36 protein-coding genes and 1 pseudogene are annotated in these 23,856 nt (G+C 38.0%); 1 reads left to right on the top strand and 36 read right to left on the bottom strand.

Annotated features, from left to right (window positions below; translation table 11 throughout):
- The 11 genes and pseudogenes from EXE10_RS21965 to EXE10_RS17140 form a co-directional block, all read right to left on the bottom strand.
- Positions 1-1,330 (bottom strand): annotated as a pseudogene (locus EXE10_RS21965) (hypothetical protein); the annotation flags it as partial.
- Positions 1,317-1,505, bottom strand: a complete 189-nt coding sequence (locus EXE10_RS17095; RefSeq protein ID WP_130114168.1) for a hypothetical protein — start codon at positions 1,503-1,505, stop codon at positions 1,317-1,319. The pseudogene EXE10_RS21965 and the gene EXE10_RS17095, both read right to left, overlap by 14 nt.
- On the bottom strand, positions 1,502-1,735 hold the full coding sequence (locus EXE10_RS17100; protein ID WP_130114169.1) for a hypothetical protein: 234 nt from the start codon (positions 1,733-1,735) through the stop codon (positions 1,502-1,504). Before EXE10_RS17100 ends, EXE10_RS17095 begins: the two co-directional genes overlap by 4 nt.
- Positions 1,736-1,742: 7 nt before the next feature.
- Positions 1,743-2,705 carry a phage BR0599 family protein gene (locus tag EXE10_RS17105; protein WP_130114170.1) on the bottom strand — a complete coding sequence of 321 codons (963 nt, stop codon included), beginning with the start codon at positions 2,703-2,705 and terminating at the stop codon, positions 1,743-1,745.
- Positions 2,702-3,910 (bottom strand): hypothetical protein, encoded by a 1,209-nt coding sequence (locus EXE10_RS17110; protein ID WP_130114171.1) that lies wholly within the window; start codon positions 3,908-3,910, stop codon positions 2,702-2,704. The genes EXE10_RS17105 and EXE10_RS17110 overlap by 4 nt, the downstream gene beginning before the upstream one ends.
- Before the next feature lie 18 nt (positions 3,911-3,928).
- A complete protein-coding gene (locus EXE10_RS17115; RefSeq protein WP_130114172.1) occupies positions 3,929-4,108 on the bottom strand; it encodes a hypothetical protein in 180 nt (59 codons plus the stop codon).
- A gap of 34 nt (positions 4,109-4,142) precedes the next feature.
- Entirely contained in the window at positions 4,143-7,808 is a 3,666-nt protein-coding gene (locus EXE10_RS17120) for a transglycosylase SLT domain-containing protein (RefSeq protein ID WP_130114173.1), read from the bottom strand.
- A 77-nt stretch (positions 7,809-7,885) separates the two neighbouring features.
- The gene (locus tag EXE10_RS17125; protein WP_130114174.1) at positions 7,886-8,338 is read right to left on the bottom strand and encodes a hypothetical protein; all 453 of its coding nucleotides are present in this window, start codon (positions 8,336-8,338) and stop codon (positions 7,886-7,888) included.
- A complete protein-coding gene (locus EXE10_RS17130) occupies positions 8,335-8,799 on the bottom strand; it encodes a hypothetical protein (RefSeq protein WP_130114175.1) in 465 nt (154 codons plus the stop codon). The genes EXE10_RS17125 and EXE10_RS17130 overlap by 4 nt, the downstream gene beginning before the upstream one ends.
- A gap of 83 nt (positions 8,800-8,882) precedes the next feature.
- The gene (locus EXE10_RS21970) at positions 8,883-9,824 is read right to left on the bottom strand and encodes a KilA-N domain-containing protein (protein WP_228256855.1); all 942 of its coding nucleotides are present in this window, start codon (positions 9,822-9,824) and stop codon (positions 8,883-8,885) included.
- A gap of 78 nt (positions 9,825-9,902) precedes the next feature.
- Entirely contained in the window at positions 9,903-10,061 is a 159-nt protein-coding gene (locus tag EXE10_RS17140; RefSeq protein WP_130114176.1) for an Arc family DNA-binding protein, read from the bottom strand.
- Positions 10,062-10,179: 118 nt separating this feature from the next.
- Here EXE10_RS17140 and EXE10_RS21975 point away from each other — a divergent pair, with 118 nt between their 5' ends.
- Positions 10,180-10,476 carry an Arc family DNA-binding protein gene (locus EXE10_RS21975; RefSeq protein WP_228256856.1) on the top strand — a complete coding sequence of 99 codons (297 nt, stop codon included), beginning with the start codon at positions 10,180-10,182 and terminating at the stop codon, positions 10,474-10,476.
- Here EXE10_RS21975 and EXE10_RS17150 read toward each other — a convergent pair.
- From EXE10_RS17150 to EXE10_RS17260, 25 genes are all read right to left on the bottom strand, one after another.
- Entirely contained in the window at positions 10,473-10,685 is a 213-nt protein-coding gene (locus tag EXE10_RS17150; protein ID WP_130114198.1) for a hypothetical protein, read from the bottom strand. The genes EXE10_RS21975 and EXE10_RS17150 overlap by 4 nt on opposite strands.
- Positions 10,686-10,720: 35 nt before the next feature.
- Positions 10,721-11,137 carry a hypothetical protein gene (locus EXE10_RS17155; protein WP_130114177.1) on the bottom strand — a complete coding sequence of 139 codons (417 nt, stop codon included), beginning with the start codon at positions 11,135-11,137 and terminating at the stop codon, positions 10,721-10,723.
- Entirely contained in the window at positions 11,137-11,616 is a 480-nt protein-coding gene (locus EXE10_RS17160) for a phage tail tube protein (protein WP_130114178.1), read from the bottom strand. The genes EXE10_RS17155 and EXE10_RS17160 overlap by 1 nt, the downstream gene beginning before the upstream one ends.
- Before the next feature lie 66 nt (positions 11,617-11,682).
- A complete protein-coding gene (locus tag EXE10_RS17165) occupies positions 11,683-11,877 on the bottom strand; it encodes a hypothetical protein (protein WP_130114179.1) in 195 nt (64 codons plus the stop codon).
- A 95-nt stretch (positions 11,878-11,972) separates the two neighbouring features.
- Positions 11,973-12,497, bottom strand: a complete 525-nt coding sequence (locus EXE10_RS17170) for a Rha family transcriptional regulator (protein WP_130114180.1) — start codon at positions 12,495-12,497, stop codon at positions 11,973-11,975.
- 172 nt (positions 12,498-12,669) lie between these two features.
- Entirely contained in the window at positions 12,670-13,029 is a 360-nt protein-coding gene (locus EXE10_RS17175) for a DUF3168 domain-containing protein (RefSeq protein ID WP_130114181.1), read from the bottom strand.
- Positions 13,026-13,523: an HK97-gp10 family putative phage morphogenesis protein gene (locus tag EXE10_RS17180; protein WP_130114182.1), complete on the bottom strand. Its 498-nt coding sequence runs from the start codon at positions 13,521-13,523 to the stop codon at positions 13,026-13,028. The genes EXE10_RS17175 and EXE10_RS17180 overlap by 4 nt, the downstream gene beginning before the upstream one ends.
- 2 nt (positions 13,524-13,525) lie before the next feature.
- Positions 13,526-13,858 (bottom strand): phage head closure protein, encoded by a 333-nt coding sequence (locus tag EXE10_RS17185; protein ID WP_130114183.1) that lies wholly within the window; start codon positions 13,856-13,858, stop codon positions 13,526-13,528.
- 3 nt (positions 13,859-13,861) lie between these two features.
- The gene (locus EXE10_RS17190; protein WP_130114184.1) at positions 13,862-14,182 is read right to left on the bottom strand and encodes a head-tail connector protein; all 321 of its coding nucleotides are present in this window, start codon (positions 14,180-14,182) and stop codon (positions 13,862-13,864) included.
- Positions 14,133-14,342, bottom strand: a complete 210-nt coding sequence (locus EXE10_RS17195; RefSeq protein ID WP_130114185.1) for a hypothetical protein — start codon at positions 14,340-14,342, stop codon at positions 14,133-14,135. Before EXE10_RS17195 ends, EXE10_RS17190 begins: the two co-directional genes overlap by 50 nt.
- A 56-nt stretch (positions 14,343-14,398) precedes the next feature.
- The gene (locus tag EXE10_RS17200) at positions 14,399-15,601 is read right to left on the bottom strand and encodes a phage major capsid protein (protein ID WP_130114186.1); all 1,203 of its coding nucleotides are present in this window, start codon (positions 15,599-15,601) and stop codon (positions 14,399-14,401) included.
- A 3-nt stretch (positions 15,602-15,604) separates the two neighbouring features.
- Positions 15,605-16,273 carry an HK97 family phage prohead protease gene (locus EXE10_RS17205; protein WP_171478513.1) on the bottom strand — a complete coding sequence of 223 codons (669 nt, stop codon included), beginning with the start codon at positions 16,271-16,273 and terminating at the stop codon, positions 15,605-15,607.
- Positions 16,254-17,480 carry a phage portal protein gene (locus EXE10_RS17210; protein ID WP_130114187.1) on the bottom strand — a complete coding sequence of 409 codons (1,227 nt, stop codon included), beginning with the start codon at positions 17,478-17,480 and terminating at the stop codon, positions 16,254-16,256. The genes EXE10_RS17205 and EXE10_RS17210 overlap by 20 nt, the downstream gene beginning before the upstream one ends.
- Entirely contained in the window at positions 17,480-19,201 is a 1,722-nt protein-coding gene (locus EXE10_RS17215) for a terminase large subunit (RefSeq protein ID WP_130114188.1), read from the bottom strand. Before EXE10_RS17215 ends, EXE10_RS17210 begins: the two co-directional genes overlap by 1 nt.
- A 12-nt stretch (positions 19,202-19,213) precedes the next feature.
- Positions 19,214-19,657, bottom strand: a complete 444-nt coding sequence (locus tag EXE10_RS17220; protein ID WP_130114189.1) for a phage terminase small subunit P27 family — start codon at positions 19,655-19,657, stop codon at positions 19,214-19,216.
- 113 nt (positions 19,658-19,770) lie between these two features.
- Entirely contained in the window at positions 19,771-20,115 is a 345-nt protein-coding gene (locus EXE10_RS17225) for an HNH endonuclease (protein ID WP_130114190.1), read from the bottom strand.
- Positions 20,116-20,174: 59 nt separating this feature from the next.
- Positions 20,175-20,369 carry a hypothetical protein gene (locus EXE10_RS17230; RefSeq protein ID WP_165383037.1) on the bottom strand — a complete coding sequence of 65 codons (195 nt, stop codon included), beginning with the start codon at positions 20,367-20,369 and terminating at the stop codon, positions 20,175-20,177.
- A gap of 7 nt (positions 20,370-20,376) precedes the next feature.
- Positions 20,377-20,673 (bottom strand): hypothetical protein, encoded by a 297-nt coding sequence (locus EXE10_RS17235; protein ID WP_130114192.1) that lies wholly within the window; start codon positions 20,671-20,673, stop codon positions 20,377-20,379.
- Between the two features lies 1 nt (position 20,674).
- Entirely contained in the window at positions 20,675-20,884 is a 210-nt protein-coding gene (locus EXE10_RS17240) for a hypothetical protein (protein WP_130114193.1), read from the bottom strand.
- A 1-nt stretch (position 20,885) separates the two neighbouring features.
- Complete coding sequence (locus EXE10_RS21545) at positions 20,886-21,056, bottom strand: hypothetical protein (protein ID WP_165383038.1); 171 nt, start codon at positions 21,054-21,056, stop codon at positions 20,886-20,888.
- A 12-nt stretch (positions 21,057-21,068) separates the two neighbouring features.
- Positions 21,069-21,212: a hypothetical protein gene (locus tag EXE10_RS21550; RefSeq protein WP_165383039.1), complete on the bottom strand. Its 144-nt coding sequence runs from the start codon at positions 21,210-21,212 to the stop codon at positions 21,069-21,071.
- Positions 21,213-21,271: 59 nt separating this feature from the next.
- Entirely contained in the window at positions 21,272-21,565 is a 294-nt protein-coding gene (locus EXE10_RS17245; RefSeq protein ID WP_130114194.1) for a hypothetical protein, read from the bottom strand.
- A 42-nt stretch (positions 21,566-21,607) separates the two neighbouring features.
- Positions 21,608-21,937, bottom strand: coding sequence for a hypothetical protein (locus EXE10_RS17250; protein WP_130114195.1), 330 nt, complete (start codon positions 21,935-21,937; stop codon positions 21,608-21,610).
- Positions 21,938-22,581: 644 nt separating this feature from the next.
- Positions 22,582-22,803: a hypothetical protein gene (locus EXE10_RS17255; RefSeq protein ID WP_068974390.1), complete on the bottom strand. Its 222-nt coding sequence runs from the start codon at positions 22,801-22,803 to the stop codon at positions 22,582-22,584.
- Between the two features lie 312 nt (positions 22,804-23,115).
- A complete protein-coding gene (locus EXE10_RS17260) occupies positions 23,116-23,550 on the bottom strand; it encodes a hypothetical protein (protein WP_130114196.1) in 435 nt (144 codons plus the stop codon).
- Between the last annotated feature and the right edge of the window lie 306 nt (positions 23,551-23,856).

Below are 23,856 nucleotides of genomic sequence, written 5' to 3' on the forward strand. Positions count from 1 at the left end.
CTTCTTTGCATGATTTCTCTTGAATACACCAAGAAATACCAAGACCTTCATCCCAAATTCTATTTGCCATTTTAATAAAATTAGAATCATTAATAAGCGACTCTGATTTATTCATTGCTGTATCATCTGTAAGTATTTCACGTATTTTATGAATTGGGTTTATGTCTAAATCTGGATCATCGAACTCATGTGTAGCTTGATATTTTACGAGTAAGTGAACGAATGGTCGTGGTGTAGTTGCAGTTAAATATCTCTCGCCCATGCTTACGCCAATTTTATAAGTTCCTGTCTCAAGAAAAAACTTCCCTTTCACATAAGAAAAGCCGTCGCTCCAGTTTGCGCTGATACTTTGATAAGCTACCCAAGCCCCTGATTCGTTTTTTTTAAAAATGACAATCCCCGCGTTATTGCCAGAGATTACAGCTTTGTAGTCAAATTCACTCGCTCTCCAGTCGAAGTATCCTTCAAAATAAAAATGACGAACAATCACGCTATTTTGCGCACCGTCGCTATCAGGTGGGTAAGACTTCCATGTGGTAGGGGGAACAATAGTCCCATCTTTTGCATCAAATTCAATATCATGCTCACTTAATACAGGTTGCACAGCAACAATACTTGGCTTGACATCAAGTGCAGGGCCATTCTCCCTCCCATTGTTGTGATAACTCTGCTGAGTTTCAAAAAAAGGAAACCGACCTGTACCCCAGCCCTCAGTATGAAAGCCACTTGCATCATCCCAACTTACCTGACCATTCATAACAATAGGGAATCTTCTATACACCTCAGAGCTTGATGAATTGCTGTAAATCCTACCAATCTCTGACTTCTCGTCATACCACTGCGCTTCACCATTATTCTTCACATGAATTCGTTTTACCCAAAGCATAAAATCTTTAAGCATTCCAGACATTGAAACAAGTTGAAAGCCTTTATCCAATGCTCTTTTACCAGTGGGAAATTCAGGCATCCATTTAATTATACTTTTATACTCAACACCACCAAAAACCAAATATGATAAAGAAGGATATGCTGATACATCTTTGTCAATTTGTTTTGCTAAATATTCGCTTTGAGGTTGTTCATCTTTACCAACATAAACATCAAGCAACCCAACCCAACCACCCTCTCCATTATCACCCCCAAATAAATTTGGTTTATTAATAAATACAGATGCGTGACCTGCTTTCAGTTGTTGTTTTTGCTCTGGCGTCATAATCCAACCGCGATTATCAGGGTTGATGTCTAGCAGTTGTTCAATTGGATTCCCAATGGCAACCATTAACCCTGCATAGTATCTATATCCGACTGTTTGCTTGCTACTCCCGCCCATTTTCAATTATCTCCACAACTTGCTGCGCCATCGCATCCTTTGATGCCTTAACAATTTCCAGATCAATTCCGTTCTTAAGAAAATCCTGAAAATCCCAGCCTTGTGCCAAAAAAAAGGCCCGCGTTCCGCGAGCACACATATTGGCTTTTCGTATATCCTGCATTGTGATAATCATTTTTTCCCACCTTTGCTTTTTATCGCTTCAGTTGATTCATTACCCATCCATGTGACAAATCCGTGCATATGTGGGCTTCCCGCAATATCAGAAAAAGAACTTCCTTCATCAACAATTGAACCATCCAATTGACTAGGCTCGACCTTGTTTTTTTTCTGCATTTTACGCATTTGATAGTAGTTGTATACACCAACTAAAAGGGATACGACTAGCGCAACGATAGCGACCATTTCACCCTCATTTAATAATCTGATCGTTTACAGGATTTGAACTCGGCATAAATGGGAAACCCATAAAGCGTGAGTTATTTTTAAATGTTTTGCAAGATTCAAAAGATTGATTACAACCCATAGCAATATAAACAATATCCCCGACTTTTAAATTCGGAAATTGTCGATATAATCCAAGTGATAATCCATTTGAATTTACAATATAAACTTCAATACCATCTTTTATAATCAAACCGCGTGAATAAGGTTGGATATCTTCACGAGAAAATATTTCATTTATCTCTGTCGTTGTTGTGATTTCACCTGTGTCTTTATCAGTCGTTTCAATCAAAATTGTTTCTGATTTAGATACAATATTAGAAGATATTGAGCTGTTTATGGTTGTGGTGGTTTTTACTGAATTTCCATATACATCAATAGATTCATCAATTGTAATACTCGGTGAAAATGCGACATCGACAGTAAGACCTGAAATATTCATAACCACTGCTTTAGATGACCATTTTTCAAAATTCAAACCGCAAAAACGATCATAAATTTTATTCGGGCATGATCTTTGAAATTTTCGAGTTAAAATATTTCTATGCTGATAAGTTTCATCAGATGAAACCGTTAAACTTAAAGTCTTTTGCTCTTCATTAAAAGACGGTACTGTTACACGACCACGAAATAAAACCAAACTTTGATTATTATTTAATTCAATAATTTCAACATAAACTGAATTCATGAATATTTTGTTAATAAACAAAGCCAGTAAATCCATTTGATCAACATTTAATAATTTAATTTGTGGAAATGTAATTTCAAATTCAGATTTATCAATGCCTGCATCTTCAATATCTGAACGACTTAAACCGCGAATCGGTCTATAAGTAATGTCATTATGCACCACAGCTTTTGATGAGCTTGTAAAATACCAAACATTATTACCATGTTTAAATTGATAAAGCTCTTTACGATTTTTACTCATGAATGAAGCTCCACAATTGGTACTGTGACTTGAGTGATTGAATTACCCAAAAATGAAAATTCAACACTATCTGCTGCTAAACGATAGAGACCTAAATAGCAAATGGTTTGAATGTCTTTACGCTGTATATTGATTGCTGGTGATACGGTTAATGATCCGCCAGTTTTTGCAGTGATAGTGTGTGCAGTCCAGATTCCGTTGTTTTGTTTCACAGCAATATGCTTACGATCTGCTTCAAGCAAATACTTTGTATTCGTGCTTAATGAAGTGGTGATATTACCTGTATTCAAAATATTCAGATGCATTTCATAAAGGGGCATCCAAAAGGCTTTGTATTTCCCAAGCCGTCTGAATAAGAAATTCTTATACTGTGAATATTCTTCTTTTGACTTTAGAATTGATTTAAAAGGTTTGGTGTATCTTGGCTTTTCCCAATTCGTAAAGTCTTGGAAACCGCCTATTTCTCCATCTACAATCACTTGGTGTTGAGTGAGTGCCATTGATAATGAATCGCCTTCTAAAACCAATGGCTTGAAATAAATATCCTCGCCTTTGTACTGTTCAGGTTCATCCCCTTCATCATCCGGACAATCTTCATCAAGGACCTTGAATGTAATTTCTTGCCCTGCATAAAACCCTGAAGCTGCAATACTTGCGTCACCATCAATAATGCAGATTCGTAAAGGTGTCATATAAGCATTGGTTGCTGTGATACTTTCTGAAAATCTAAACCCATCTTCAAATTCAACGATCTCATCCTGGATGATCTCGACTGTTTCAGGATCTCGAATTTCTTGCTGAGTTACGACATAACGACCAATTTCTGTAATCTCAGCAGCCTGAACCCCTTCATTTGATTCAAGCAAAATAAAACCGACTCGGAAGTCGGCTTTAGTAAGTTTGGTGTCAAAGGGTAAAAAGTCTGAAGCCAAATCAGGAATTTTTAGTTTAATCTGTTTCATTGGAATGCCCCACAACCCACGTAGATTCGCGTAGAGCATATGGAACATATCACCTAAGGCTTTTTTAAAAGTCACATATTTAAAACGCAACTCTTGTCTTGGCTGATCACGTAAATTTAAACGACCTTCTGAGCCGTCGTAATTCTCATGGACTTCGGTTTTAAACTCTAAGTATTCAGTCGAATCAAGCAAAGGGCAGTTTGTTAATACATTCACTGTGCCGAATTGGGTTTGTATTTTCATTGTGTCCTCTTGCTTAATCTATTGACAGTTATGTTTCGTTAAAACTTTCAAAATCGCATTTTTAGATTCTTTTGTTTTTAGAACTGTTTCTATTGATCCACCGTCATTTGAGGTTTTAATAACATACTTTGGTTCACTTGGTTTCTTAATTGATAGACCAATCAAACAGCCAGTGCAAAGCCATAATAGATTTTTCATACATACTCCAAAAAATTAAAGCCTCTGCTGAGGCTTATCTGGCATAACCATTACGTTTTAAGGTTTTCAGAATGATCTGTTCACCCTCTCTACTTTGCAGGTAATCACCCATTGCTTTTCTTTCATCAAGAATCACAATTTGGGGATTAACACTAACCTGAGCAGACTGTGTATTTTGATTGGAACGTGACTCACTCAAATAGCGCGTCAAATCCTTATTCTGCTGGGGATTTAAAACACGCTCACCACCATCAAGCAACCAAGTACCTTCACTTGGAATATTATCAATACCGTTGTGAGCCATACCTTGTATGGATATAGATCCAATTGTAGTTAAAGCTGGCATCAATGCCGCCATAACCGCTGCACCACCTGCAAATTTCTGAGTTAAAGTCATTGCACTTGGATCGGCAAATGCTGTCGTATAAGCTGTCCAAGCGGCAACCATTGAAGATGCCACAGAAAAAGCTTGTTGCATTGCAAACATAGTGCGATATGTTGATGATTGCTCACCTAAACCATCTTTGGCAGACTGAGCCAATTGAGAAAATGTATTCTGACCTGTGGAAAGAATTCCACCCCACATATTCACTTGCTCAATTTGCTGACTTCTCGCCAAATCTTTAGTCTGTTTATCATACAAAACATCTAAAGCAGACTTGGAATTCACATAGTCTTTATGTGCACTTTTAAGTTGGTCATACTTTTCTTGTTCAGAAAGAATTTGACTCTCATTGATTGCATTAACCGCATCCATCAAGTCATTTCCAAGTTGAGAATAACCTTCCTGTTGTTCGCTATTTAATTGCCATGATTGATATTGCATTGGAGTCATAGAAGCTTGCGCTCTGGATTCAACACCTTTATCACGCATCGCATAAATAGGATCGTTTAGACTGTTGTATGCAGCTTGACGAGCAGCAATAATCTCTTGTGTTGCTTGATATTCAGCTTTGACCCTATCGTCACCTGCTCTAATGTAGTTTTCCACATCTTTTTGATAAGCTTGAGCTTGTAAAGACAAGTAGTATTCCATTGCCTTTGGATCTTTAGCAAATGCTTCTCGTATCTTCTTAACTTGCTCAGAGTTATTGTTTTCAAGTTTTTGCCAGTCGTCGTAGAACTCAATTAGAGTTTTCTTTTCATCTTCAAGTTTTTTTAGTGCCGCAGTTACCGAATCTACACTTTTTAAATAATCATTAACGGTATAGCTGGCATCAAATTTCTGTCCACTTGCACCAGCCATATAGCTCATGACTTTACCTGAATACTCACGTGTCTCCTTAGGCATTGGTCGATCAGCAAAATATCCCTCTTGCCATTTACCTCCAACTTTTTTCATGCCAGAACCGTACTTTAAAAAGTTCTGCATATTGCCCTGTCCCCAGTTATAAGCTCTTAGGGCATTTTCAAGATCACCATCAAACATTTTTAACAAATCTTTGAGGTATTTTGATGCACCCTTATAACTAGATTCAACACTCTTAATGTCAACTTTATATTGATCCGCTGTAGTGGGCATAAATTGCATTGGACCACCTGCACCTACAGGGCTAGTTGCAGTATTGCTATTCGGGGACTCAACCATATTTACAGCTGACAACAATCCTTTTGGTAATTTATTAGCTGTTTCCAATGCGGTTGCATTTGCCTTTAATGCATTTGAAGCAACTAGCGCATTAACTTTTAAGGCTTTGGCTTGCTCCTTAAGTTGGTCATTCACTTTCTTTTCAGCTTCAATTCTTGCATCTGTTAAATCTGTCAGTCTTTTTTGTGATAAGACTTGAGTGGCAAGAGCTGAGATTGAAAAAACTGACAAAGGCATGCCTTTGCCATTGATACCCTCAACTTTTTCGGCAGCCAGAATCATATCTGCAGTAGCAGCAGAATAACCTTGAGAAATAAGTTGGTATTTTCTTAAGTTATCAGTTGTAGAATTTAAAGTATCATTAATAAACTTCTGAACTTCCTCTCCTAAATTCTTGACCTTAGAAGCTGCACCAACTGCCTCTTTACCAACAAGGGCAACTCCCTCTGCACCAGTTTTAGCCGCCTTGGCATGATCAATATGCTTGTTAGAAGCAATGCTTAGAATTTGATTCTGCTTTTCAATTTCAGTATTGCTTGCCTTAACATTGGTTCCAACCTGAGCAGCCATTTTTAATGAATGTGGACTAACAATACTTTGCTTTTCAAGTCTAGAAAATGCTGTTTCTGCTCGCTCGCCGCCTGTCTTAAGATCATCCAAATATTGTTGCAACGAACTAGCTTCACTAGTTTTACCCTGAGCATTTAAATCACTTATATACTGTTTGAGTGAGGTTAAGGATGAGGCTATTTTTTCATTCTGTTCTTCGATAGCATCAGCAGCATCTAATGCTTTAAGCTTCAGTTGTTCAGCATTGAGTTGACTATATTTAACTTTCAGCTCATCAACAGATAGCCCCTGATCCTCTAATGCACTTTGAGTATCCTTAGAAGAATCTTTCATTAAAAGAAACCCTGCCGCTGCGGAAGCTGCCATAACACCAAGACCAATAGGACCACCTAAAACACCACTTAAGGTACTTCCAACTCTTACCGCTAAAGATTTTGATGCATTATTTGCATTCTGAGCAATAGTGTCAGCCGCCAATGCTGCGGTATTTGCTTGCCTTAAAGGTAAAACGGTTTTTTCTAAATAGGCTACTCTCGCCATCCCTGACATTCTTGCCAGTTGAGCTTCAGCATTTGCCAGCTCCATAGTAGACAAATGTGCAATACGTGCTGTTCTTTGAGCTGTTATTTCATTTGCTAATTGCTCTGCTCGAATATTTTCAATTATTGTTCCAATTTTAACTTTTTGAGCCAATACGCTTTTGTAAATTGTTGGAATATACGAACCTGCCATATAGGCAGTGCTAATCATTAAGGTATTAGTTATAGTCTCTAAATTACTAGATAGTCCTGTAATTGCAGGAACAGCAAAATCATTTATGGCATTATTCTTAAAACCCTCCCATTTTAGATTAAGCAGATTCAGTTGCTCTTTAGCTAAAACCGCACTCTGAACAAAGTCATCAGACATAATTGCGCCTGCTTCTTTTGCAGCATTACCCCATTTGTTAAAACCTTCACCGCCATTCTTTAACAATGGGATTAGAAGTGAAGCATCATTAGCTAACTGCTCCATGTAGGTGACTTGCTCTTCATGGCTTAGATTAGCTTTTTGGAGACCATTGTAATAAGCTTGTAAAGCATCTGGACCACTAAGATTTTTGAATTGAGCTGCCGTCACTCCAATTTTGGGCGCAATCCTTTCAAAAAAGTCCATCATTTCGCCTTCACCACGTGAAACTTCACCCAGGCGATCTAAAACATCCTTGCTTACATCTGCAAATTTCTCCATGCTAAAACCTGCTGTTTCAGCACCTTTCGCATAATATTGAAATTGTTGAAGCGATGAGTTAGACAATTCAGCAAATCTTTTAATATCACTTCCAGCTTGGATTGTTTGATTGGCAAAGTTTGTAATACCTGCAATAGATACACCTGCTGCCGCTACACCCAAAGATTTAACTGCCACAGAAGCAATATCCATACTTTCAGCTATACCTTCGCCTGCACTCTTAGCTTTATTCTCAGCTTCTTGCATAGGTCCAGTAAAACTACTTACTTTTGCAATCAAATCAAGCGTTAATGATCCTAGTTTTGTAGCCATTTACTTTTCCTCAGGCATTAAAAAAGCCCGATATAATCGAGCTTTGCTATAATAAATATGTTTTTAATGATTTGGTGTTAGTACCCTATAAATAACTTGTCAACTCTGTCTTCAATCTTCCAATTGTCAGGCAAGGTGCTTCCCCCGTTGACTAGCAAGCTTAAATAATCTTTAGCTGTTTTAAGCTTGCACATAGCCTCTTTAGTAAATCCATCGTAACTAAGATCTTGGTAAGATTCACAAAATTTGATTGCATTTAAGTAAATATTCCTATCTCTAACTAATGAGTTACGAGTAGTTGTATTTGCTTTAGCAAACTGTTGACCAAATTCAGTGTTAGCCTTAGCAAGGAATTTATCTGAAGCTTCAAGCAAACAACTGTTATATGCAGCTGAAAATTTTGAGTTTTCAGGATCCTTTAAGCAGCTTACTAGAGAATTTCTAACTTGCTTTTTAGACTGTAAATAATTTTCAGCAAAAACACTGCCACTCAACCAAACCAATAAACCTAAAAAAAGAATCTTTTTCATATCAAATCACTCACATTTTTTACAGCTAGCTTAACACCATATTGACCTTCATCAATATCATCATCCCAACCACCATTAATGACAGCATCCACAGTTCTATTTATTCTTTTTCCTGCAAGTTTTTGCGCATCACTACGAGATAAGTAACCAACTAACAACCCATTTATTTCTACTTTTACAGCATCCTTATCAAATTTATTGGTAGGTTCAGATGTTATTTTTGCAGTACATTCATGAAATTTTGATATTTCTTCTTTTGGTCCAGCAATCTTTTTTAAATTTTGCTGATAAAACCCTTCGCCCACAATGTTAAAATTATAATTAACATCTGAACTATTATTTACTGATGTATTGATTTTCTGTATTTCGTTAGATTGGCTATCATTTTTCTTAAAAAAATCTTGCGAAACTAGAATTGCAGCAATGATTACAATTGCGACTAAAATTAAAATTATCACCATTTCTTATAATGCCCATTTATGCTTTTAGGACACGATACTAAGAATTAGATCAAAAAGAAACCTCCCGAAGGAGGTTTGTATTTTTATCGAGGCACTGTCTTCAACTCAAGCTTTCTAAGATGCTCTGCTTGACGGCTAATTTCATAACCCATCATGTAGTCATGTAAAGGTTTAAAAGCATCCGCAAGCTTAACAATATCAACCGAAGTATGATGTACGGTTTCAGGCATCACAGACACTTTCCCCTTACTAATTAAAACATGGTAAACAAGTCGCTCATCATCCGTGTTCTGGTATTTAAGAAAATCACCAAACTTGACTGCAATTTCATGGGCTATTGGATTTTGCAAAGTTGGGTAACGGTGCGCCAAGTTTTCTACAAATGATTGGAGTTTTTCCAAGGCATCATTATCTTGTGGTTTTTCAGGTTTAGCATTTAAATCCATCATCTCTAAGTAGTGCTTAGCATCATCAAAATGAATTGCTCGTAATTCTCGGTAGCTCGCTGAATATTTAAAATGATGTTTTAAACGACTCCACATTTGAACAATAAGGTTTTTATTCCCATTTGCACGAGTGTGAACAATGTTATAGAGAATGCCAGCTTGTTCAGGTGAAATGGTTTGCTTTCCATTTAACAGCCATTCCATTACGAGTGAATCATAAGCACGAATTACCATTAAGTGGAATTTAGGACTAATCCACATTGCATAGGCATACACGAGTTCCTTTACTACAAACGTCCCACCCTTTGCGCCTTCTATTTTTTTGAATGCGATATGCAAATTTGCAGATCGGTCATTTTCTAAACTCTGCAAATTTGCAGAGTTATTAATTTCTAAGATTAAATCATTGGTTTGCTTGTTTCTCATAAAGTAAGCTGGCTGATGTTTATCAGCACCTCCACTTGCCTTATGCAAATCATTCAAACAAAAACGCCCATCTTCGTCTTGGCGAATAGTAAATTCACCGATCACAAATGGCTTATTGTTTGGATTTAAAAAGTTCTGTGTTAAACTTGTCATAAGTCTTCATCCTTAGTGATGGCAACTAAACCTTGTGATATGTGAGAGTTGAACAAGGTTTTTTTGTGCCTATTGATTTCATGCTTTCGCACTCTTTTGGTTTTGTTTGAGCCATTCTTCAACAATAGTATTCAACTGTGCTGTCAAAGAACGACGGTTATCTAATGCTGCTTTTTTTAACTCATCAACTGTTTCATGAGCCATTCGGACATTTAGCTGCTTGTCATGTCGTGTCATTTTTACTCCATATAAAGTGATTTGCTTTATAGCGTTTTAATTTATAGCAAAATACTTTATTGAAGTAAAGCGTTTTGCTATATATCATTAAAATAATTTCACACCTTACTGAACTGCTATGGCTCAAGAATATTCACAAGTAAACTTCAGAATACCTTCTAAGCTAAAAGAAGATATAGAAAAGGCAGCTTCCGCCAATAACCGCTCAATCACATCTGAACTCGTATCTCGGCTTGAAGAAAGCTTTAAACGCGACGCTGGAAGCATTGCAGACTATGAAAAAACCGTGCAAAAAATGCTCTTCAATGTAATGGCTAATCTACATAAAGAAGGTGTTCAAATCGAAGTTATAGATGAAGCTATGGATAAAGCTATTAATAACATTGATTGTGAGGATGAAAAGAAACCAACCTAAGCAGATTTCTTTTTCAGTGCTTTTAAGCGCTCTTCTTCAAAACTCAATTTAGGTGCTTCTTCGTGAGGCATGAAATCAAATGCATCAACTTCTACACCCTCTTTAACTCTAAACCTTGAGTAATGCGCCATCCAGTTTCCAAAGGATTGCTCTAATCTACGACCAAAAAAAAGAGATCCATACTTTTTACGGTAGGATCTCCATTCCATCAACTCTGGATTTGCAATATTTGCCTTTGCTTCAGCTATTGTTCTTCCGCCAATTCCGTTGAGGACAAGTTCGCACCAGAATTCTTGATCTGGTTGGAGATCCAATTCTTTCCCGAGAAGTTCACAACCTCATCAGCAGCATCATACATTGCCCCGATTACTTCAGTTGAAACTGTTCCAGTATCCGCAATTTTAGGGAAGAATTGAGTTTTCTCATCTTCATAAATGACTTGATGAAGTAATGCTTTACGGTATTGGTCAACAGTTAATTCACCGCTATTTTTCACACCCCAAACATCTGTTGCAGACACAACTTCATCATGAGATAGAATTTTAATGAAAACTTCACCTGAAAACTCTTTTCCGTCCGCATCACGGAACTTAATTGTTTTTTCAACAAAAGTACCAATGCCGATAGCTTTTTGAGCCGATTTTAATGTGAGTTTAGCCATTATGGTTGCACCTTGAATTCTTCAGTTACTTCTGTTTGGCGTTTCATAGGAATTGTATGATTGACCATTGCATCTACAGCAAACACTGGCGAACCTTTGCGTAGAATTGCTGTGAAGTGCGACCAAGTGCGTGTTGCGGGTAGATCAATTTCACCGCTTGTCAATGTTGGCTCAGCAACACCATCCGACCAGCCAACATATACTTGAACTACGGCTTTTTGAGCAGCCAATTCAAGAAGTTTCATGTGTGAAAGGTTTTTAGGATCTGTATCAATTTGAATTGAACCTTCACCTGGTGTACTCAAACCATATTCAGACGTTTTGGTGCTGGTTTCTTGCAAGCAAGTAGTGTCAATTTCAGTTGCACTATCGTCACCAAGTACTAAGGCTTTAATACAACCCATCTTGGTTAATGTGGGTACTGTGCCATGGACAATCCACACATCAGTACCATTGGATAAAACACCTTTATTCGCCATGAGTAGCTACTCCTCAATTTTTAGGCATAAAAAAACCACCTTTCGGTGGCGTTGGTTTTAAAAAGATTAATTTTCTGAATTTGGTTTAACTGCCTCATTAAAATTCTTAGAAGCATTGTTTAAGGTATTTTTTGTACGTTGAAACACTTCGCCATCTTCGGTGGCATCAACAGGAATCATTACAGCATCAATAACAGCAGTCACAGGAGTTACAGCAACGGAAACGGCTGCTTTGGTTAGACTTTCAAGCATTCCAAACATGATATTCTCCAATTTATAGGCAATAAAAAACCACCTTTCGGTGGCGTTGGTTGGCTGAATGGTCAAAATGACCATGCAGGTTTTAATGAAATACATCAAACCTGATAATCTGTTAATTGCGGTTGAAATCCATTTTCTAGTTCGAAAATCTCACTATCGAGAGCGTGTTTTTCATGCTTCCATGCATTCATATCTCTTGCAGAACAACTAACCTCTTGCTTTCTCTTGTCTCGATAACCAACACGCTGTTGGTAACGAGCCCATTTTGATTGGAACATTTGGGTTAATTGATTCGCCATCCATTCAAATGCATCAATAAAGGATTCCTTAATTGCGTCAGCTTTTTCACCATTAAATCCCATAACTAAAAACATAAATCCACGCTCAGTCATGTGATAAAAACCAGTATTTCTTTTAGTGTTCCCTATCTGCTTGTTTTCTAAGGTAAACGCAAAATTGCGTTCACGGAATTTTTGCGAACATTTCATATTTTTAATTGATCGCAGCACATCAGAATGTCGCTTACCGAACGCCTCAGCCACAGCGTAACTGGTTGTTTTAGCTTCCCCATTTTGATTGGAGACCATGCCTCTTAAATTTAAATTCAACATCATGTTCATAAGATTTTCCTCTTACAAAATCATGTTCAAAAGAAAAGAGCCGACAAATGCATCGAACATGAAAAATGCATTGTTTCAGGAGCTACCCTAGTCGGCTTGGTTGCCATATTTCAGGCATTAAAAAACCCTGATCTAATTAAAAGTCAGGGTTAATTAATCTTTGTTGTGTGATTTACCGATCAAACCACCAGTTTGCATCAAATCCACGACCGAAAATATTGGTATCGGCAATACGTTCGACATGGTTTGGATGTAGGTTTGTGATTGTGCATAGTGGGTCTAAAACAACGCTGATTGCTTTTCGAATATTTGAAGCACGTGTTGCTTGTGTGTCATAAACCACGACTTGAAAGGTCAAATGATCGATCTTAGGAGTGCAATCCAAATTATGATTAGGTACACCGCCTATAAGTTGCCAAACGACATAAGGGAATTTTGTTTTATGTGGCGCAACATCTTCATAAATGCGGTTTTGAACTAGGTCTTTTACTGGTGAATTTTGAAGTGTTGCAAATATTGGGAGAATGTTCATGATCCACTCGCTAAAGCTTTATTGATTTCGTCATTTAAGACCTGTGCAACTTTAGCCGTTGCATTATCCACATTATTAACTAATGCAGGTCGCATAAACGGTGCGGCTGGTTGATGAGAAGATCCAAACTCAATGAAACGCCAGTAAAAATGGTGTCCATCAGTTGCATAAGTTTTCCCAACCTTACCTGATCTACGGTTCTGATCATTATTTGTGTAGGGGATTCTCGCACCGCCTCTCACACCTACTCGCATCTTAAATTCATTCTTGCTGCGTGTTCTTCCGCTTTGAACAACGATCTGCTTCCAAACCTTGTTAGGCGTGTCAGGTCTATCAAACTTTTTAGCTTCTTCACGTGCGGCATTGCGTACGATGTTAGCACCTTGCCTTAAGGCTTTACGAACTGCTGATTTAAGCATTTTGGGATCATTTAAACGCTTAAATTTTTCTTCCAAGCTCTCTAGACCTTGTATTTCAAATTTAACATTGGACATATCTACTCTAGTAATTTCAGCTCAAACGTCACATAGATTTCAGCGTTTTCATTGTCAGGTTTTGGTGGTGAAATGATCTGAAAAGTCTGATCTTTCCACAACACACGCATTTCAGTGGTGATGTCAGTTCGTTTTCGAATCTTTAACCGTGCATTGGTTTCTGAGCCAACCGCTTTGGCAGTTAAAGTATCTTTTACTGATAAGAACTCAACCTTGGACCAAAGCTTTTTGTATTCAGACCAAATCGGCTCAAGTTCATTGTTGTATTCATCAACCGGTGTGATTTTGTGTTGGATGGTTACTCGGTGGAGTAGTTCTCCTGCAGGAATACCCATAAATCACCCCATATTCACAAATCGATGTCTACGCCAAAGCCACTCTGTAGCAAATGGCAAGTTTTGCAAATTACCAGTGGTTTCCCTGTTTCGATACCAGTGACCTATTAATAATTTAGCACCTTGAATAATTGCATCGCTGATATGAATACCATTTTTAATATCTTCGGGAATTGCTTCATTTTCATCATAGAGCTTGCGATTGGTTGACTCTTCGAATGCGATAAATGAGGCATCAATTAATGCCTCAATATCAGAATCTTCATCATCGTGATCAACTTTCAGGTGTAGTTTTACTTGTTCCAGCGTTAGAAACTGATTCATTCTGTTTTCCTTTCGCCTTAAATGTTGCAACTTTAAGTTGGTTTACAGCAACTTCCGCAATGCGATCAGATACATCCTGATCACCTTTTTCAATCTCAATGACCTTATTTCCATTTTCAATGGCAATTTTAAAGGTCTGTTTTACCGTAATAATTGGCATGTTTCCCCCAAAAAAATATGCCTCACGCAGCGTAAGGCATATTTTGATAGTTAAATTTAAGCAGCCTTAAGTGTTAATGCTTTGATTGCATTACTGTCTAAAAGCATGCCACCAGTACGTTTAGTGGTATAGAAACCAACATAAGGTTTATTTGTGTACGGATCGCGTAATACTCGAGTTCCCATGCGATCAACAATCAAATAACCACGTTTGAAGTTACCAAACAGAACTGAATTAGCATCCGCTTCAGCTTCTGGCATATCTTCGTTTTCTTCAATGCCATAACCAAGCAATGTTGATGGTTGCCCCAACTGTAAGCCTGGTTGCCATAAGTAATTCCCTTCAGAATCCTTAAACTTACGCACCTTTGCTTGTGTCAGGTTTGTCATCATGAATAAGGCACCATTTCGATAGCCTTTTTTCAATGAGTAGATCAAATCAATAAGATTATCACCATTGAAGTTACCAGCTTGGCCAGACAGGATTTGCTGAAGTGAACCAAATGCACGATCTTTATCGGCTTCTGTAGTCAACGTATTGGCTAAAATACCTTTTGGTTTTTTAGATCCATCACCAAGCAAGAATGCATGACCTTCTTTTTCAGCAAATTCACGTGCAACTTCTGTCGAAATCCAATTTTCAACATTAAAGAACACATCATCTAATGATGTTTGTGTTGCTTGAGGATTGGCGTAGATTTCGCCCATTGTTGCCTGAAGCTGTGCAAGTGTTGGAGTTCCAGTTGCAGGACGTGCATCTGTTTCACCCACCCAACCCGAACCAGCACCACCAAGATTGACCAATTTTTTATAATCAGGCGATCCAACAGTGATTTGCGAACATACGCTGCGCATTGGGCTTTCATCTTTCAAAAGTTCCAATAATGTACGATCAAGTTCTTCTGGTACCGCAAAGCCACCATCAGGATTAGTAGTTGTTTGAACAGCTTTGCGCTCTAAATCCGCAAGACCATCATCAACACCCTTGCGAAGGAATTGATAAAATGCAGTTTTATGCTCATCAACACCTTCACCGCCAGTCATACCTGGGCGTTTTGCTGCTTTAAGCTCTTTTTCAAGTTCAGTTTTAAGCTTGTCGAAATCACCTAATTTTTCATTAAGTTTTTCAACTTGCTCACCCAATTTACCCTTTTCAGACTTGATTGCTTCAAGTTCTTGGTCGTTTTTCTTTTTGAAGTCTTCAAACGTACCCTTTAGATCTTTTGCAACTTCTTCAATATCTTTCTTTTCAATAGCCATGATTTATTTACCTTCTGTAAAAATGGATTTTAAGTCTTTGAGTGATTGAAGCGCGTCATCAGTTTGCTCAGTATTTCTCTGTGCACCAATCGCTCCATAACCTTTAGCCATAAAGGCTTTGGCTTGTTGAAGTGTGAAACCAGCATCTCGCAATGCTCGCTCTACTTCCATTTCAGATGGGGTTTCCCCTCGATCCAACGCTGATTTCACATCTGAAACTCGCGCTTCATCATTTGCAGGAAAAGTCACAAGTGATACTTCCCACAAATCAATGTCTGTTAGCTTGTAGACACCAAGCTGTTTGTCGTATTCGTAATCCCGAAGAATAAAACCGATAGATAAGCCACCTATTGATTTTGCTTTCAAATGACCATGTGCACGTTTTGCCAGTGGATCATCGTCAATAAGCAAACGGCCTTTTACATAAAGGCCGTTTTCATCTTCTTTCATTTCCAGATATGGCCCCAAGGGCTCATCTGATTTGTGCTGCCACAACATGGCAGGCAAACGACCCTTTTGAGACCATTCATTTAGTGTTCGCTTGAATGCACCCGGCATAACTACATCACCATAGCTATCCTCAACACCAAATACCGAACCGTAGCCCTCAAACTCACCTGTGGCTGATACAGATTTGATTTCAAAAGGCACATTAAGATGCTTTTTTTGCATCGCTATCATCCTCAGGTTTAGTTGTCATATTCATCGGGGTTAAGTAAATATCCCCGCCTTCACGCGGATTCATATCTTCAAGTTCTCGGCAATCATTAGGGCTTAACCACCCCCACTGAATACCTTTGCCGTAAGATTCATAACGTGTTTTCAAGTCACCACGTAAAAGCGCACCAGCATTGAATTTTGCATAATGATTTTTACGATCTTTTTCATTAAGCAATCCAACTCTGATTCTTGATTCAATTCGAGTCATATAGGGAACCAGTGAGTAATTCACAAAGCTCATCCCCATATGTTCAATATTGTTTAAAGTCATCTTGTCCATTGCGGCTACTAAATGAGGTGGTACCCGGAACAATCCGCAGATTTCACTTTTTTGATATTCACGTGTTTCTAGAAATTGGGAATCCTCAAGATTTAATGCTGTAGGTTTCCACTTCAAACCTTGTTCAAGAATCATGGGTTTGTATGTATTCGCTAATCCTGTGTAATTCTCATCAAATTCGGTTTTAAGGCGATTAAAAGCAACATCAGTAAGTGATTCTTCAGTTTCTAAAACACCTGAAGTAACAGCACCATTTTTAAATAATGTTGCACCGTGCTCTTCTGTATCTAAACCAAGCCCGATGCATTTACGCGCATATGCCACAGGGTTAAGACCAGTCAAACCATCCAAAGTGAATAAGCGCACATGCCAAATTTCATTTTGGCTTAGTGTTTTAATGCCACCATTCTTAAAATTAACTTGATACTCAACAGTCCAGTCATCATTAAGCTTTGGCGTAACAGAACTTGGATCAAGAGGAAGTAATTCAACAACCTCACCTAAGGCATAAACCTTATAGGCGTAGAAGTTACCCCTCAAGCACAAACAAACCATGAGCAACTCCCAAAACTCTTGAGCAGTCATATAGTCATTAGGTGCAAGGCTTAAAATCTCATAAAGCTTATGATTGGTGGCTGGTTGCTTGTATTTACCTTCCTGCTTTAACAATCTGCATGGCAACATACCCATTGATTCTGAAAGCACTCGAACACACGAAAATACAATCGCAAGTTGCATGGCTCTCAATGGCGTAACAGGCTGTCCTGTACCAGTGACAAATTCAGCTCCAAAAATACGTGCTAATTCATCAGGTCCAGAAATAACAAGAGGAGTGGACTTGAATCCAAGCCACTCCCCTATTTTTGATTTTATGCTCATTAGAGTCTTCTAACCCCGTGTTTCTCGATATGACTCGATAGATCGTCCTCTGAAGGATTGGTCGTCAAAGTAAGTATTCGATTAATTCCCATAAGCAAACATACAGCTCCATCAATCTTGAATATGTTTTTCTGTTTACGTGGATAATCATTGTTGTTTGCATCTGGTTTGCTGATCACATTACCCACCATCCAAGACAAAATAGGGTTTCCGTCATGATGGAATCGACCTGAAGCAATCGCAGCAACAAGTTCTTTCATAGGTGGTGAAAAGTTTTTAGTGTTCTTTGCTACTTCAACAGCTTCAAGACCACTATCATTAATCTGTTTTGCAATTAAACGTGCGCCCCAGTTGTCATAAGGCACCTCAACAACAGAAAGACTTTTAGAATCAGAGATTAAATCCGAAGCTACCAAATCTAAATCTGTTTCTGCACCTTCATGAACATCTAAAAGCCCCATGTTGTCCCATTTCTGGTACCGATCTAAAAGTGCTTTTTCATCACCTTCAAATACTGTTTCATGTGGCAAGTAGAAGTTTGGTGAAATACAGTAGTAATGCACCTTTCCATCTATGATTCGCCAAAACAAATTGATTCGTGCACAGATATCGATCTTTGATGCCAAGTCCAACGGCATTACACATTTATCTTCCGCAAAATCACTAAGCTTTAAGGCTTTATCAGCACAAGCATTCCATTTTTCCATATTAAAGTACTGCTCTCGAGCAGAAACCCAAATGTTTAAATGCTTGGTCTTGAATGTGTTTTGACGAGATGGATTGTTTATTGCTTTTCTTTGTTGTGACTCAAGGTAATCACCATAAACAGACACATCATAATTAGGATTTGCTTTGGCTAATACCTTTGGATTAGTCCATTCATCCCCATCATCAATGGTCCAAATATATCCAAATAGCTCATCATCTGGCACGGTACCGAGCAACATATCTTGAATGCGCAATCGCATATCATGGCATGGACCATCAATATTAAAACCAGCTGTAGTGATAACAAACATTAATGGCTGACGACGCGCCCCCATACCAGTTTGCATGGTGTCATACTGTGCATTGGTTTGATGTTCGTGATATTCATCAATAATTGCACAATGTGGCGACTGACCATCAGGTGGATCCCCAACAATTGTTTCAAACAGTGAACCATCATCAGGTATTTCTAGACTTCCTGCATTAACTTGGATTCCAGCAGCATCCAAAAAATCAGGGGAACGTACCGCCATTAATCGAGCTGGCTTAAATACTTCCCATGCTTGTTTTTCCGTGGTTGCACCAGCGTAAACTTCACTGCCTGATTCGCCATCATTGGCGAACATATTAAGTGCAACACCAGCTGCAATGGCAGACTTACCATTCTTACGTGGAATTTCCCAATATGATTCACGAAATCGACGATAACCATCATTTTTACGAACCCAACCAAAAGTACAAGCTATTCCAAATTTCTGCCAAGGTTCCAATCTTAGCTTCATTCTTTTCATTGCCCACTCACCCTTTGTATGGGGCAACAATTCAATGAAAGCTATCTTTTTTTCAGCTAATTTAGGGTCAAATCTATATAAAAAATCTTTATTTTTACTGTTTTTTAAGTCATTTAAGTGGCGTTCACAGGCTAATCTCACCCATTTACATGCAGGGATTTTATTTAAAACGACTTGCTTAGCCCACTTATTTGCAATATCTACATTCGGGAAAGCTGTCATTTAATGACCTCACTACATATTTATCACCTCTGCAAATGGGTTACTCTTAGGCTTTCCACCACCCAACAGGCGTGTACGTGATGCAGGATCTAATCCCAACATTGAACCAAATTGGGCAATTTGTTTAGAGGCTTCATTGACAGCAGTCAAAGCTGGATTTTTAATTCTTCCTGACTCTGTTTGAATAGTAACTCCATATAAAACAACTTCATGCTGAGCTTCACGTAGGTTATGGTAAGCCATGCAAAACATTTCCACATTGTGCATATCAGTAAGTTTTAGGATTTTTCTTTTGAGTAATTCTGGAATGATTGATTTCCACATTGTGACAGCCTGATCCATTTGCTCAAGGTGAAATGGAACATCGATATCATAAACATCATCAAAATCAGTATCGCTTGTTGCTTTGACTTTTGGTTTTCGTCCTGCACCTGCTACCGCATTTCGCCCACCCATGTCAAGACCCTCAATTTTTAATTTCGCTCACGTAAAAATGTGGTTAAGGGGGCGGTCATTTAGCTGAAAAGCCTCAACTTTTCACCTCCCCCTCCCTTATTTGAGAATAATTCTCACTCTCTTGCTGTTTTTGATTCATGGCATGATTTGCACAAAGATTGCAGGTTATCGATCGAATCTGTACCGCCTTTGGCTTTATTTAGTACATGATCGACGTCAGTTGCTTCAGTGAGTTTATTTTCTTTAAGGCATTGAACACACAGATAGTTATCACGCTTCAATGCAACATCACGTAGCTTACGCCATGCATGACCATAGCCACGTTCAGTGGTTGATCCTGTTCTCCCTGGTCGTTTATTCCAATTGCTACGCTTGTCTGCATGAGCATCGCAGTATCCTTTCTGACTTCGTGACTTAACAAGATTTGGGCAACCCCATTCACGGCATGGTCGTGACATATCACCCACCATCCAAGCTTCGACTACCCAACTCTTGCTCATCTTCTAAATCAAGATGCTCAAGTAGATGGTTGATCTGTGCTGCCTGTTCGTTGTTGATCTGAATTAACTGATTGTTCTGTTTGATTAGAAGATTGTTCTGCTCGATCAGCTTGACCAGTAAGCCGTTGCAAACACAACCGCATTCGTTCTTTTGCTCGTTCACTTTGTTTCCTCAACCATTCTCGTCTTTGTTCACAACCTTGGCAGGTCATACGCACCTCAAACTATGCTGTTATTGTTCTTGTCCCACATATCTTCATAGCGATCAAAGAAGTCTTTTTTACTCATGACCTCAATTTGCTTTGATGAATTAAAAATAAGAACATCATCCTTATCTGTAATTTGGCAGTGATATATGTCATGAACAACTACATGATGTTTACCAATGAACAAGCAGGAATCTTCAAATTTCTTTTTAATCCATACAGGCAACTTACCGAAGTCACTAGCAGCTAATGAAACCACTCGATCAACACTAATCGCATCAACTTCATGCATCTTTGTTTGGAATTTCATATCAATCACCAATAAACTTTCTTAAAGTTTCCAATCGATAATGTGTCTGTGGATTGTGAACACCAATGATGCATTTATCTGTGCAATAGCCATGAACCTTAAAATGATCGTTCCACTCATCAACGTAATAGACAGCATCGTCATGGGCGTTATCTAGAATGTCTTGAATCTTCTCAGCACCTAAACGCTCAATAAGTTTTTTATGTTTCATATCAATCACTCAACAAACTTCTAATTGCTTTAGTTCTTTCTTTTAACTGACTAATCTTGCGATCAATAACTATCATTTCCTCACGAGTCATAAGACCACGAGATAAGCTTTGATATTTATTAATCTCTGATTCATATCGCTTGAGATTGCTTAGTGCTTCCTGTCTGTCCATAATCTTTCTCACTCAAATCTCAAGCATGCCATCTAAGGTTTTGTAGATTGAAATAAACCAGTCTTCACCATTCCACACATAGTTACATGTAAGTCCTTTCTTGTAGAAAGTGTCTGTGAACTTAGAATAATGTGTTGCACCAGTTGGTTTATTCATCCCACTTTCTCCAAGACAAAATAAAACCCCTTTCGGGGCAAAGGAAACGTAGCTAAAGGTTAAGCAAAAATAGCTTTAAAGCCTGATATTGCTTGGGCTACATCAGCACTCGACTTGATGTTATTTAACGCATCCAACACTTTTTGGTTGTGTTTACCAAGTTTATGAAACTCTGCTTGTTTCTTTAATTTAAGTGGGTTTGAATAAGATAATTGATCCTCGATCATTTCTTTGATTTCATCGAGTTCACTATCCAACTCATTCTTTTTAAGCTTACCAACAAAAGCGTTAATTTCATCTTGCTTGATAGACCCATCAAGAAGATTAATTGTAAATTCTGTTACTTGTTCCATTTCACTTTCCTCTAGGCATTAAAAAACCCCAACAGTGTGGGGCTAACTATCATATTCTTGTTGCTCTTTGATCTTTTGATCAAAATCAATTTTGGTTACTGCTTTTGGGATAATCCTAATTCTTGAAATATCCTCATTTTTAGCTCTATTTTGCTCAATAGATTTAACTAATCGGCTTATAAGACCATCATAGTCTTTAGGCGCTACATGGACTTGCTCAAAATCAATTTCACAGTCTAGTATTTGAACCTTATCCTGCTTTTCTAGAAATTCAATCTTATCAATAAGTCGACCTTTTAACTCATATGCATCACGTAGAGTTAGCTTAGAAATATCTAAATCATAAGGATCTTCAACTGTAAATTTATTCATCTTATTAACCCTCTTTTATAGAGTTAAATTATACCATAACAACATGATTTTATTAAATTATATAGGTTTTAAATGTGTCTAAATTTAACACTAAATATCTTTGATTTTCCCACACTTCCGACACTCTCTCACTGCAAAGAAATCTGAATATTCCCAAACGTGACGGCAGAAGATTTGTTTGATTCGGAGCATGTTGTTCTCCTTGGAATTAAAAAGGACGTGGTGATCTGCCACATCCTTGCCTTAGATTACGATACTGATCAGCTCGGCAACTGAACTACCGCTACTCAACACAACAAACATCTCAAAGTTAGCTATTGATCTGCTCTGTGTCTTTCATCTTCTTTGGTCGGGGAGTCACCCACAATTTAAGGCTCTGAGGCTAACTCAATGTGTGACGAAATCACATTGGATTCAAACCGATTTATACGGCTGGTTTCTGCATCCCACCGTTTGCGCTTATAGCTGAACAATTTGTACAGCGTCACAAATCAAATCGCCCTTGTTTCGGGTGGCGCACTACCCTTAAGCGTATGCTGGCATGATGAATCTCCCGATCATGTTACTTGTGCACGTCACAAGCACCTTTATAAAATTTAGATGTAAAAAAAGACGCCTAAGCGCCTTTTGTGTCTATTTACATTTTATTCAATATCAAAAAAATGCTTCTCAGTGATCATTCTTATTTCAATTCCTTGATAATATCTAACCATTGGATCATTCGAGTTTTTACTTAATTGATCTAAAAATCTATTTTCTTTCATTAGCTTTGAATATGTCTTATACCCTATTAAAATTCTTGATGGTTCTTTAGTTTCCCTAAAAGCATCAATCCTCATATCAATCTCTTTTAAGCTAATACCCATTACAAATCCCTCTAAATTTTTTTAGAATTATAACATTCACTTGTTACATTTTTTAGAATTATCAAAAATATAAAAAGCCCACTAAAAAGTGAGCCTTTACTCGTCTTTCCGAGCTGTCAACAAATTTACACCTAAACTTAGAGCAAGATGCAAAGTTATCGTAAATGATTATTACTATCATTTCAAACAAATGATAAAAAAATACCCACTGATTGGAGTCAGTGGGCATGGAAACTGCAAAACGGTAGTGAATTACTATAACTTCGTCCACTATAACAGAAATATGCCATATTGCGGTATACCAGTCAATACCTATCCAATTTTCATACGGTTATCACGTGAATGAATAAAATACCGCCCACAATTAATCATCATGTGTGCAATTGGTTTGCTTTGGTTAGTTAGTGTTGCCACCGCACTTAAACTACGATTCTCAACCTTATGCTTCACCAAGCACATCACGGCATACTTCGCTTGATAATCTACCGACTTGCTATTAAACACACTTCGCAACAGTGCTTGAATTTGCTCCGCCTCAAAATCTGTAATTTCACAGCGGATGTAGCATTTTGGGCTTTTAGGGGTTTTATCCGCTTCACGAATCAACCAATAGATCTGATTAATATGAAGTCCATCAGGCAATTCACCTCCTTTCATACGAGCTGTTTCACACCACGCCCCAAATTGTTCAAGCCATCCATCAATTGTGTATTTAGACCAATCCATAATCGTAACCACTGCATTCATAATTGCTCCTTAAACCTTAAATTTCTTCCAAACACCGCACTTATTGCATTGGCAACGCACCTCTGTTCGATCAAATGACCGATCACCAAAGGTTGTGTCATAAATATCTGTGATTCGATCTGTACGCCACAAATGCTGACACGGTGGGTTTTTTCTAACTTCAATCAGCTTCTTTATCACAATGATGATGATCCCTATCAAAACCGCAATTAATGCTATTAACATCTCAACCATCAAGTCATCCCCCAAATCAACATCCCTGCATCACGCTGTTCTTGATTCGTTCGACCTTGCCAGCCAGTAATG

This window comes from Acinetobacter sp. WCHAc060033, assembly GCF_004209125.1.
Lineage (GTDB): Bacteria > Pseudomonadota > Gammaproteobacteria > Pseudomonadales > Moraxellaceae > Acinetobacter > Acinetobacter wuhouensis.

Bases quoted from the DNA above. Each gene is read 5' to 3' on its own strand.
- EXE10_RS17095 (WP_130114168.1), bottom strand. From the start codon at position 1,505: ATGATTATCACAATGCAGGATATACGAAAAGCCAATATGTGTGCTCGC.
- EXE10_RS17100 (WP_130114169.1), bottom strand. From the start codon at position 1,735: ATGGTCGCTATCGTTGCGCTAGTCGTATCCCTTTTAGTTGGTGTATAC.
- EXE10_RS17105 (WP_130114170.1), bottom strand. From the start codon at position 2,705: ATGAGTAAAAATCGTAAAGAGCTTTATCAATTTAAACATGGTAATAAT.
- EXE10_RS17110 (WP_130114171.1), bottom strand. From the start codon at position 3,910: ATGAAAATACAAACCCAATTCGGCACAGTGAATGTATTAACAAACTGC.
- EXE10_RS17115 (WP_130114172.1), bottom strand. From the start codon at position 4,108: ATGAAAAATCTATTATGGCTTTGCACTGGCTGTTTGATTGGTCTATCA.
- EXE10_RS17120 (WP_130114173.1), bottom strand. From the start codon at position 7,808: ATGGCTACAAAACTAGGATCATTAACGCTTGATTTGATTGCAAAAGTA.
- EXE10_RS17125 (WP_130114174.1), bottom strand. From the start codon at position 8,338: ATGAAAAAGATTCTTTTTTTAGGTTTATTGGTTTGGTTGAGTGGCAGT.
- EXE10_RS17130 (WP_130114175.1), bottom strand. From the start codon at position 8,799: ATGGTGATAATTTTAATTTTAGTCGCAATTGTAATCATTGCTGCAATT.
- EXE10_RS21970 (WP_228256855.1), bottom strand. From the start codon at position 9,824: ATGACAAGTTTAACACAGAACTTTTTAAATCCAAACAATAAGCCATTT.
- EXE10_RS17140 (WP_130114176.1), bottom strand. From the start codon at position 10,061: ATGACACGACATGACAAGCAGCTAAATGTCCGAATGGCTCATGAAACA.
- EXE10_RS21975 (WP_228256856.1), top strand. From the start codon at position 10,180: ATGGCTCAAGAATATTCACAAGTAAACTTCAGAATACCTTCTAAGCTA.
- EXE10_RS17150 (WP_130114198.1), bottom strand. From the start codon at position 10,685: ATGGAATGGAGATCCTACCGTAAAAAGTATGGATCTCTTTTTTTTGGT.
- EXE10_RS17155 (WP_130114177.1), bottom strand. From the start codon at position 11,137: ATGGCTAAACTCACATTAAAATCGGCTCAAAAAGCTATCGGCATTGGT.
- EXE10_RS17160 (WP_130114178.1), bottom strand. From the start codon at position 11,616: ATGGCGAATAAAGGTGTTTTATCCAATGGTACTGATGTGTGGATTGTC.
- EXE10_RS17165 (WP_130114179.1), bottom strand. From the start codon at position 11,877: ATGTTTGGAATGCTTGAAAGTCTAACCAAAGCAGCCGTTTCCGTTGCT.
- EXE10_RS17170 (WP_130114180.1), bottom strand. From the start codon at position 12,497: ATGAACATGATGTTGAATTTAAATTTAAGAGGCATGGTCTCCAATCAA.
- EXE10_RS17175 (WP_130114181.1), bottom strand. From the start codon at position 13,029: ATGAACATTCTCCCAATATTTGCAACACTTCAAAATTCACCAGTAAAA.
- EXE10_RS17180 (WP_130114182.1), bottom strand. From the start codon at position 13,523: ATGTCCAATGTTAAATTTGAAATACAAGGTCTAGAGAGCTTGGAAGAA.
- EXE10_RS17185 (WP_130114183.1), bottom strand. From the start codon at position 13,858: ATGGGTATTCCTGCAGGAGAACTACTCCACCGAGTAACCATCCAACAC.
- EXE10_RS17190 (WP_130114184.1), bottom strand. From the start codon at position 14,182: ATGAATCAGTTTCTAACGCTGGAACAAGTAAAACTACACCTGAAAGTT.
- EXE10_RS17195 (WP_130114185.1), bottom strand. From the start codon at position 14,342: ATGCCAATTATTACGGTAAAACAGACCTTTAAAATTGCCATTGAAAAT.
- EXE10_RS17200 (WP_130114186.1), bottom strand. From the start codon at position 15,601: ATGGCTATTGAAAAGAAAGATATTGAAGAAGTTGCAAAAGATCTAAAG.
- EXE10_RS17205 (WP_171478513.1), bottom strand. From the start codon at position 16,273: ATGCAAAAAAAGCATCTTAATGTGCCTTTTGAAATCAAATCTGTATCA.
- EXE10_RS17210 (WP_130114187.1), bottom strand. From the start codon at position 17,480: ATGAGCATAAAATCAAAAATAGGGGAGTGGCTTGGATTCAAGTCCACT.
- EXE10_RS17215 (WP_130114188.1), bottom strand. From the start codon at position 19,201: ATGACAGCTTTCCCGAATGTAGATATTGCAAATAAGTGGGCTAAGCAA.
- EXE10_RS17220 (WP_130114189.1), bottom strand. From the start codon at position 19,657: ATGGGTGGGCGAAATGCGGTAGCAGGTGCAGGACGAAAACCAAAAGTC.
- EXE10_RS17225 (WP_130114190.1), bottom strand. From the start codon at position 20,115: ATGTCACGACCATGCCGTGAATGGGGTTGCCCAAATCTTGTTAAGTCA.
- EXE10_RS17230 (WP_165383037.1), bottom strand. From the start codon at position 20,369: ATGACCTGCCAAGGTTGTGAACAAAGACGAGAATGGTTGAGGAAACAA.
- EXE10_RS17235 (WP_130114192.1), bottom strand. From the start codon at position 20,673: ATGAAATTCCAAACAAAGATGCATGAAGTTGATGCGATTAGTGTTGAT.
- EXE10_RS17240 (WP_130114193.1), bottom strand. From the start codon at position 20,884: ATGAAACATAAAAAACTTATTGAGCGTTTAGGTGCTGAGAAGATTCAA.
- EXE10_RS21545 (WP_165383038.1), bottom strand. From the start codon at position 21,056: ATGGACAGACAGGAAGCACTAAGCAATCTCAAGCGATATGAATCAGAG.
- EXE10_RS21550 (WP_165383039.1), bottom strand. From the start codon at position 21,212: ATGAATAAACCAACTGGTGCAACACATTATTCTAAGTTCACAGACACT.
- EXE10_RS17245 (WP_130114194.1), bottom strand. From the start codon at position 21,565: ATGGAACAAGTAACAGAATTTACAATTAATCTTCTTGATGGGTCTATC.
- EXE10_RS17250 (WP_130114195.1), bottom strand. From the start codon at position 21,937: ATGAATAAATTTACAGTTGAAGATCCTTATGATTTAGATATTTCTAAG.
- EXE10_RS17255 (WP_068974390.1), bottom strand. From the start codon at position 22,803: ATGGGTATTAGCTTAAAAGAGATTGATATGAGGATTGATGCTTTTAGG.
- EXE10_RS17260 (WP_130114196.1), bottom strand. From the start codon at position 23,550: ATGAATGCAGTGGTTACGATTATGGATTGGTCTAAATACACAATTGAT.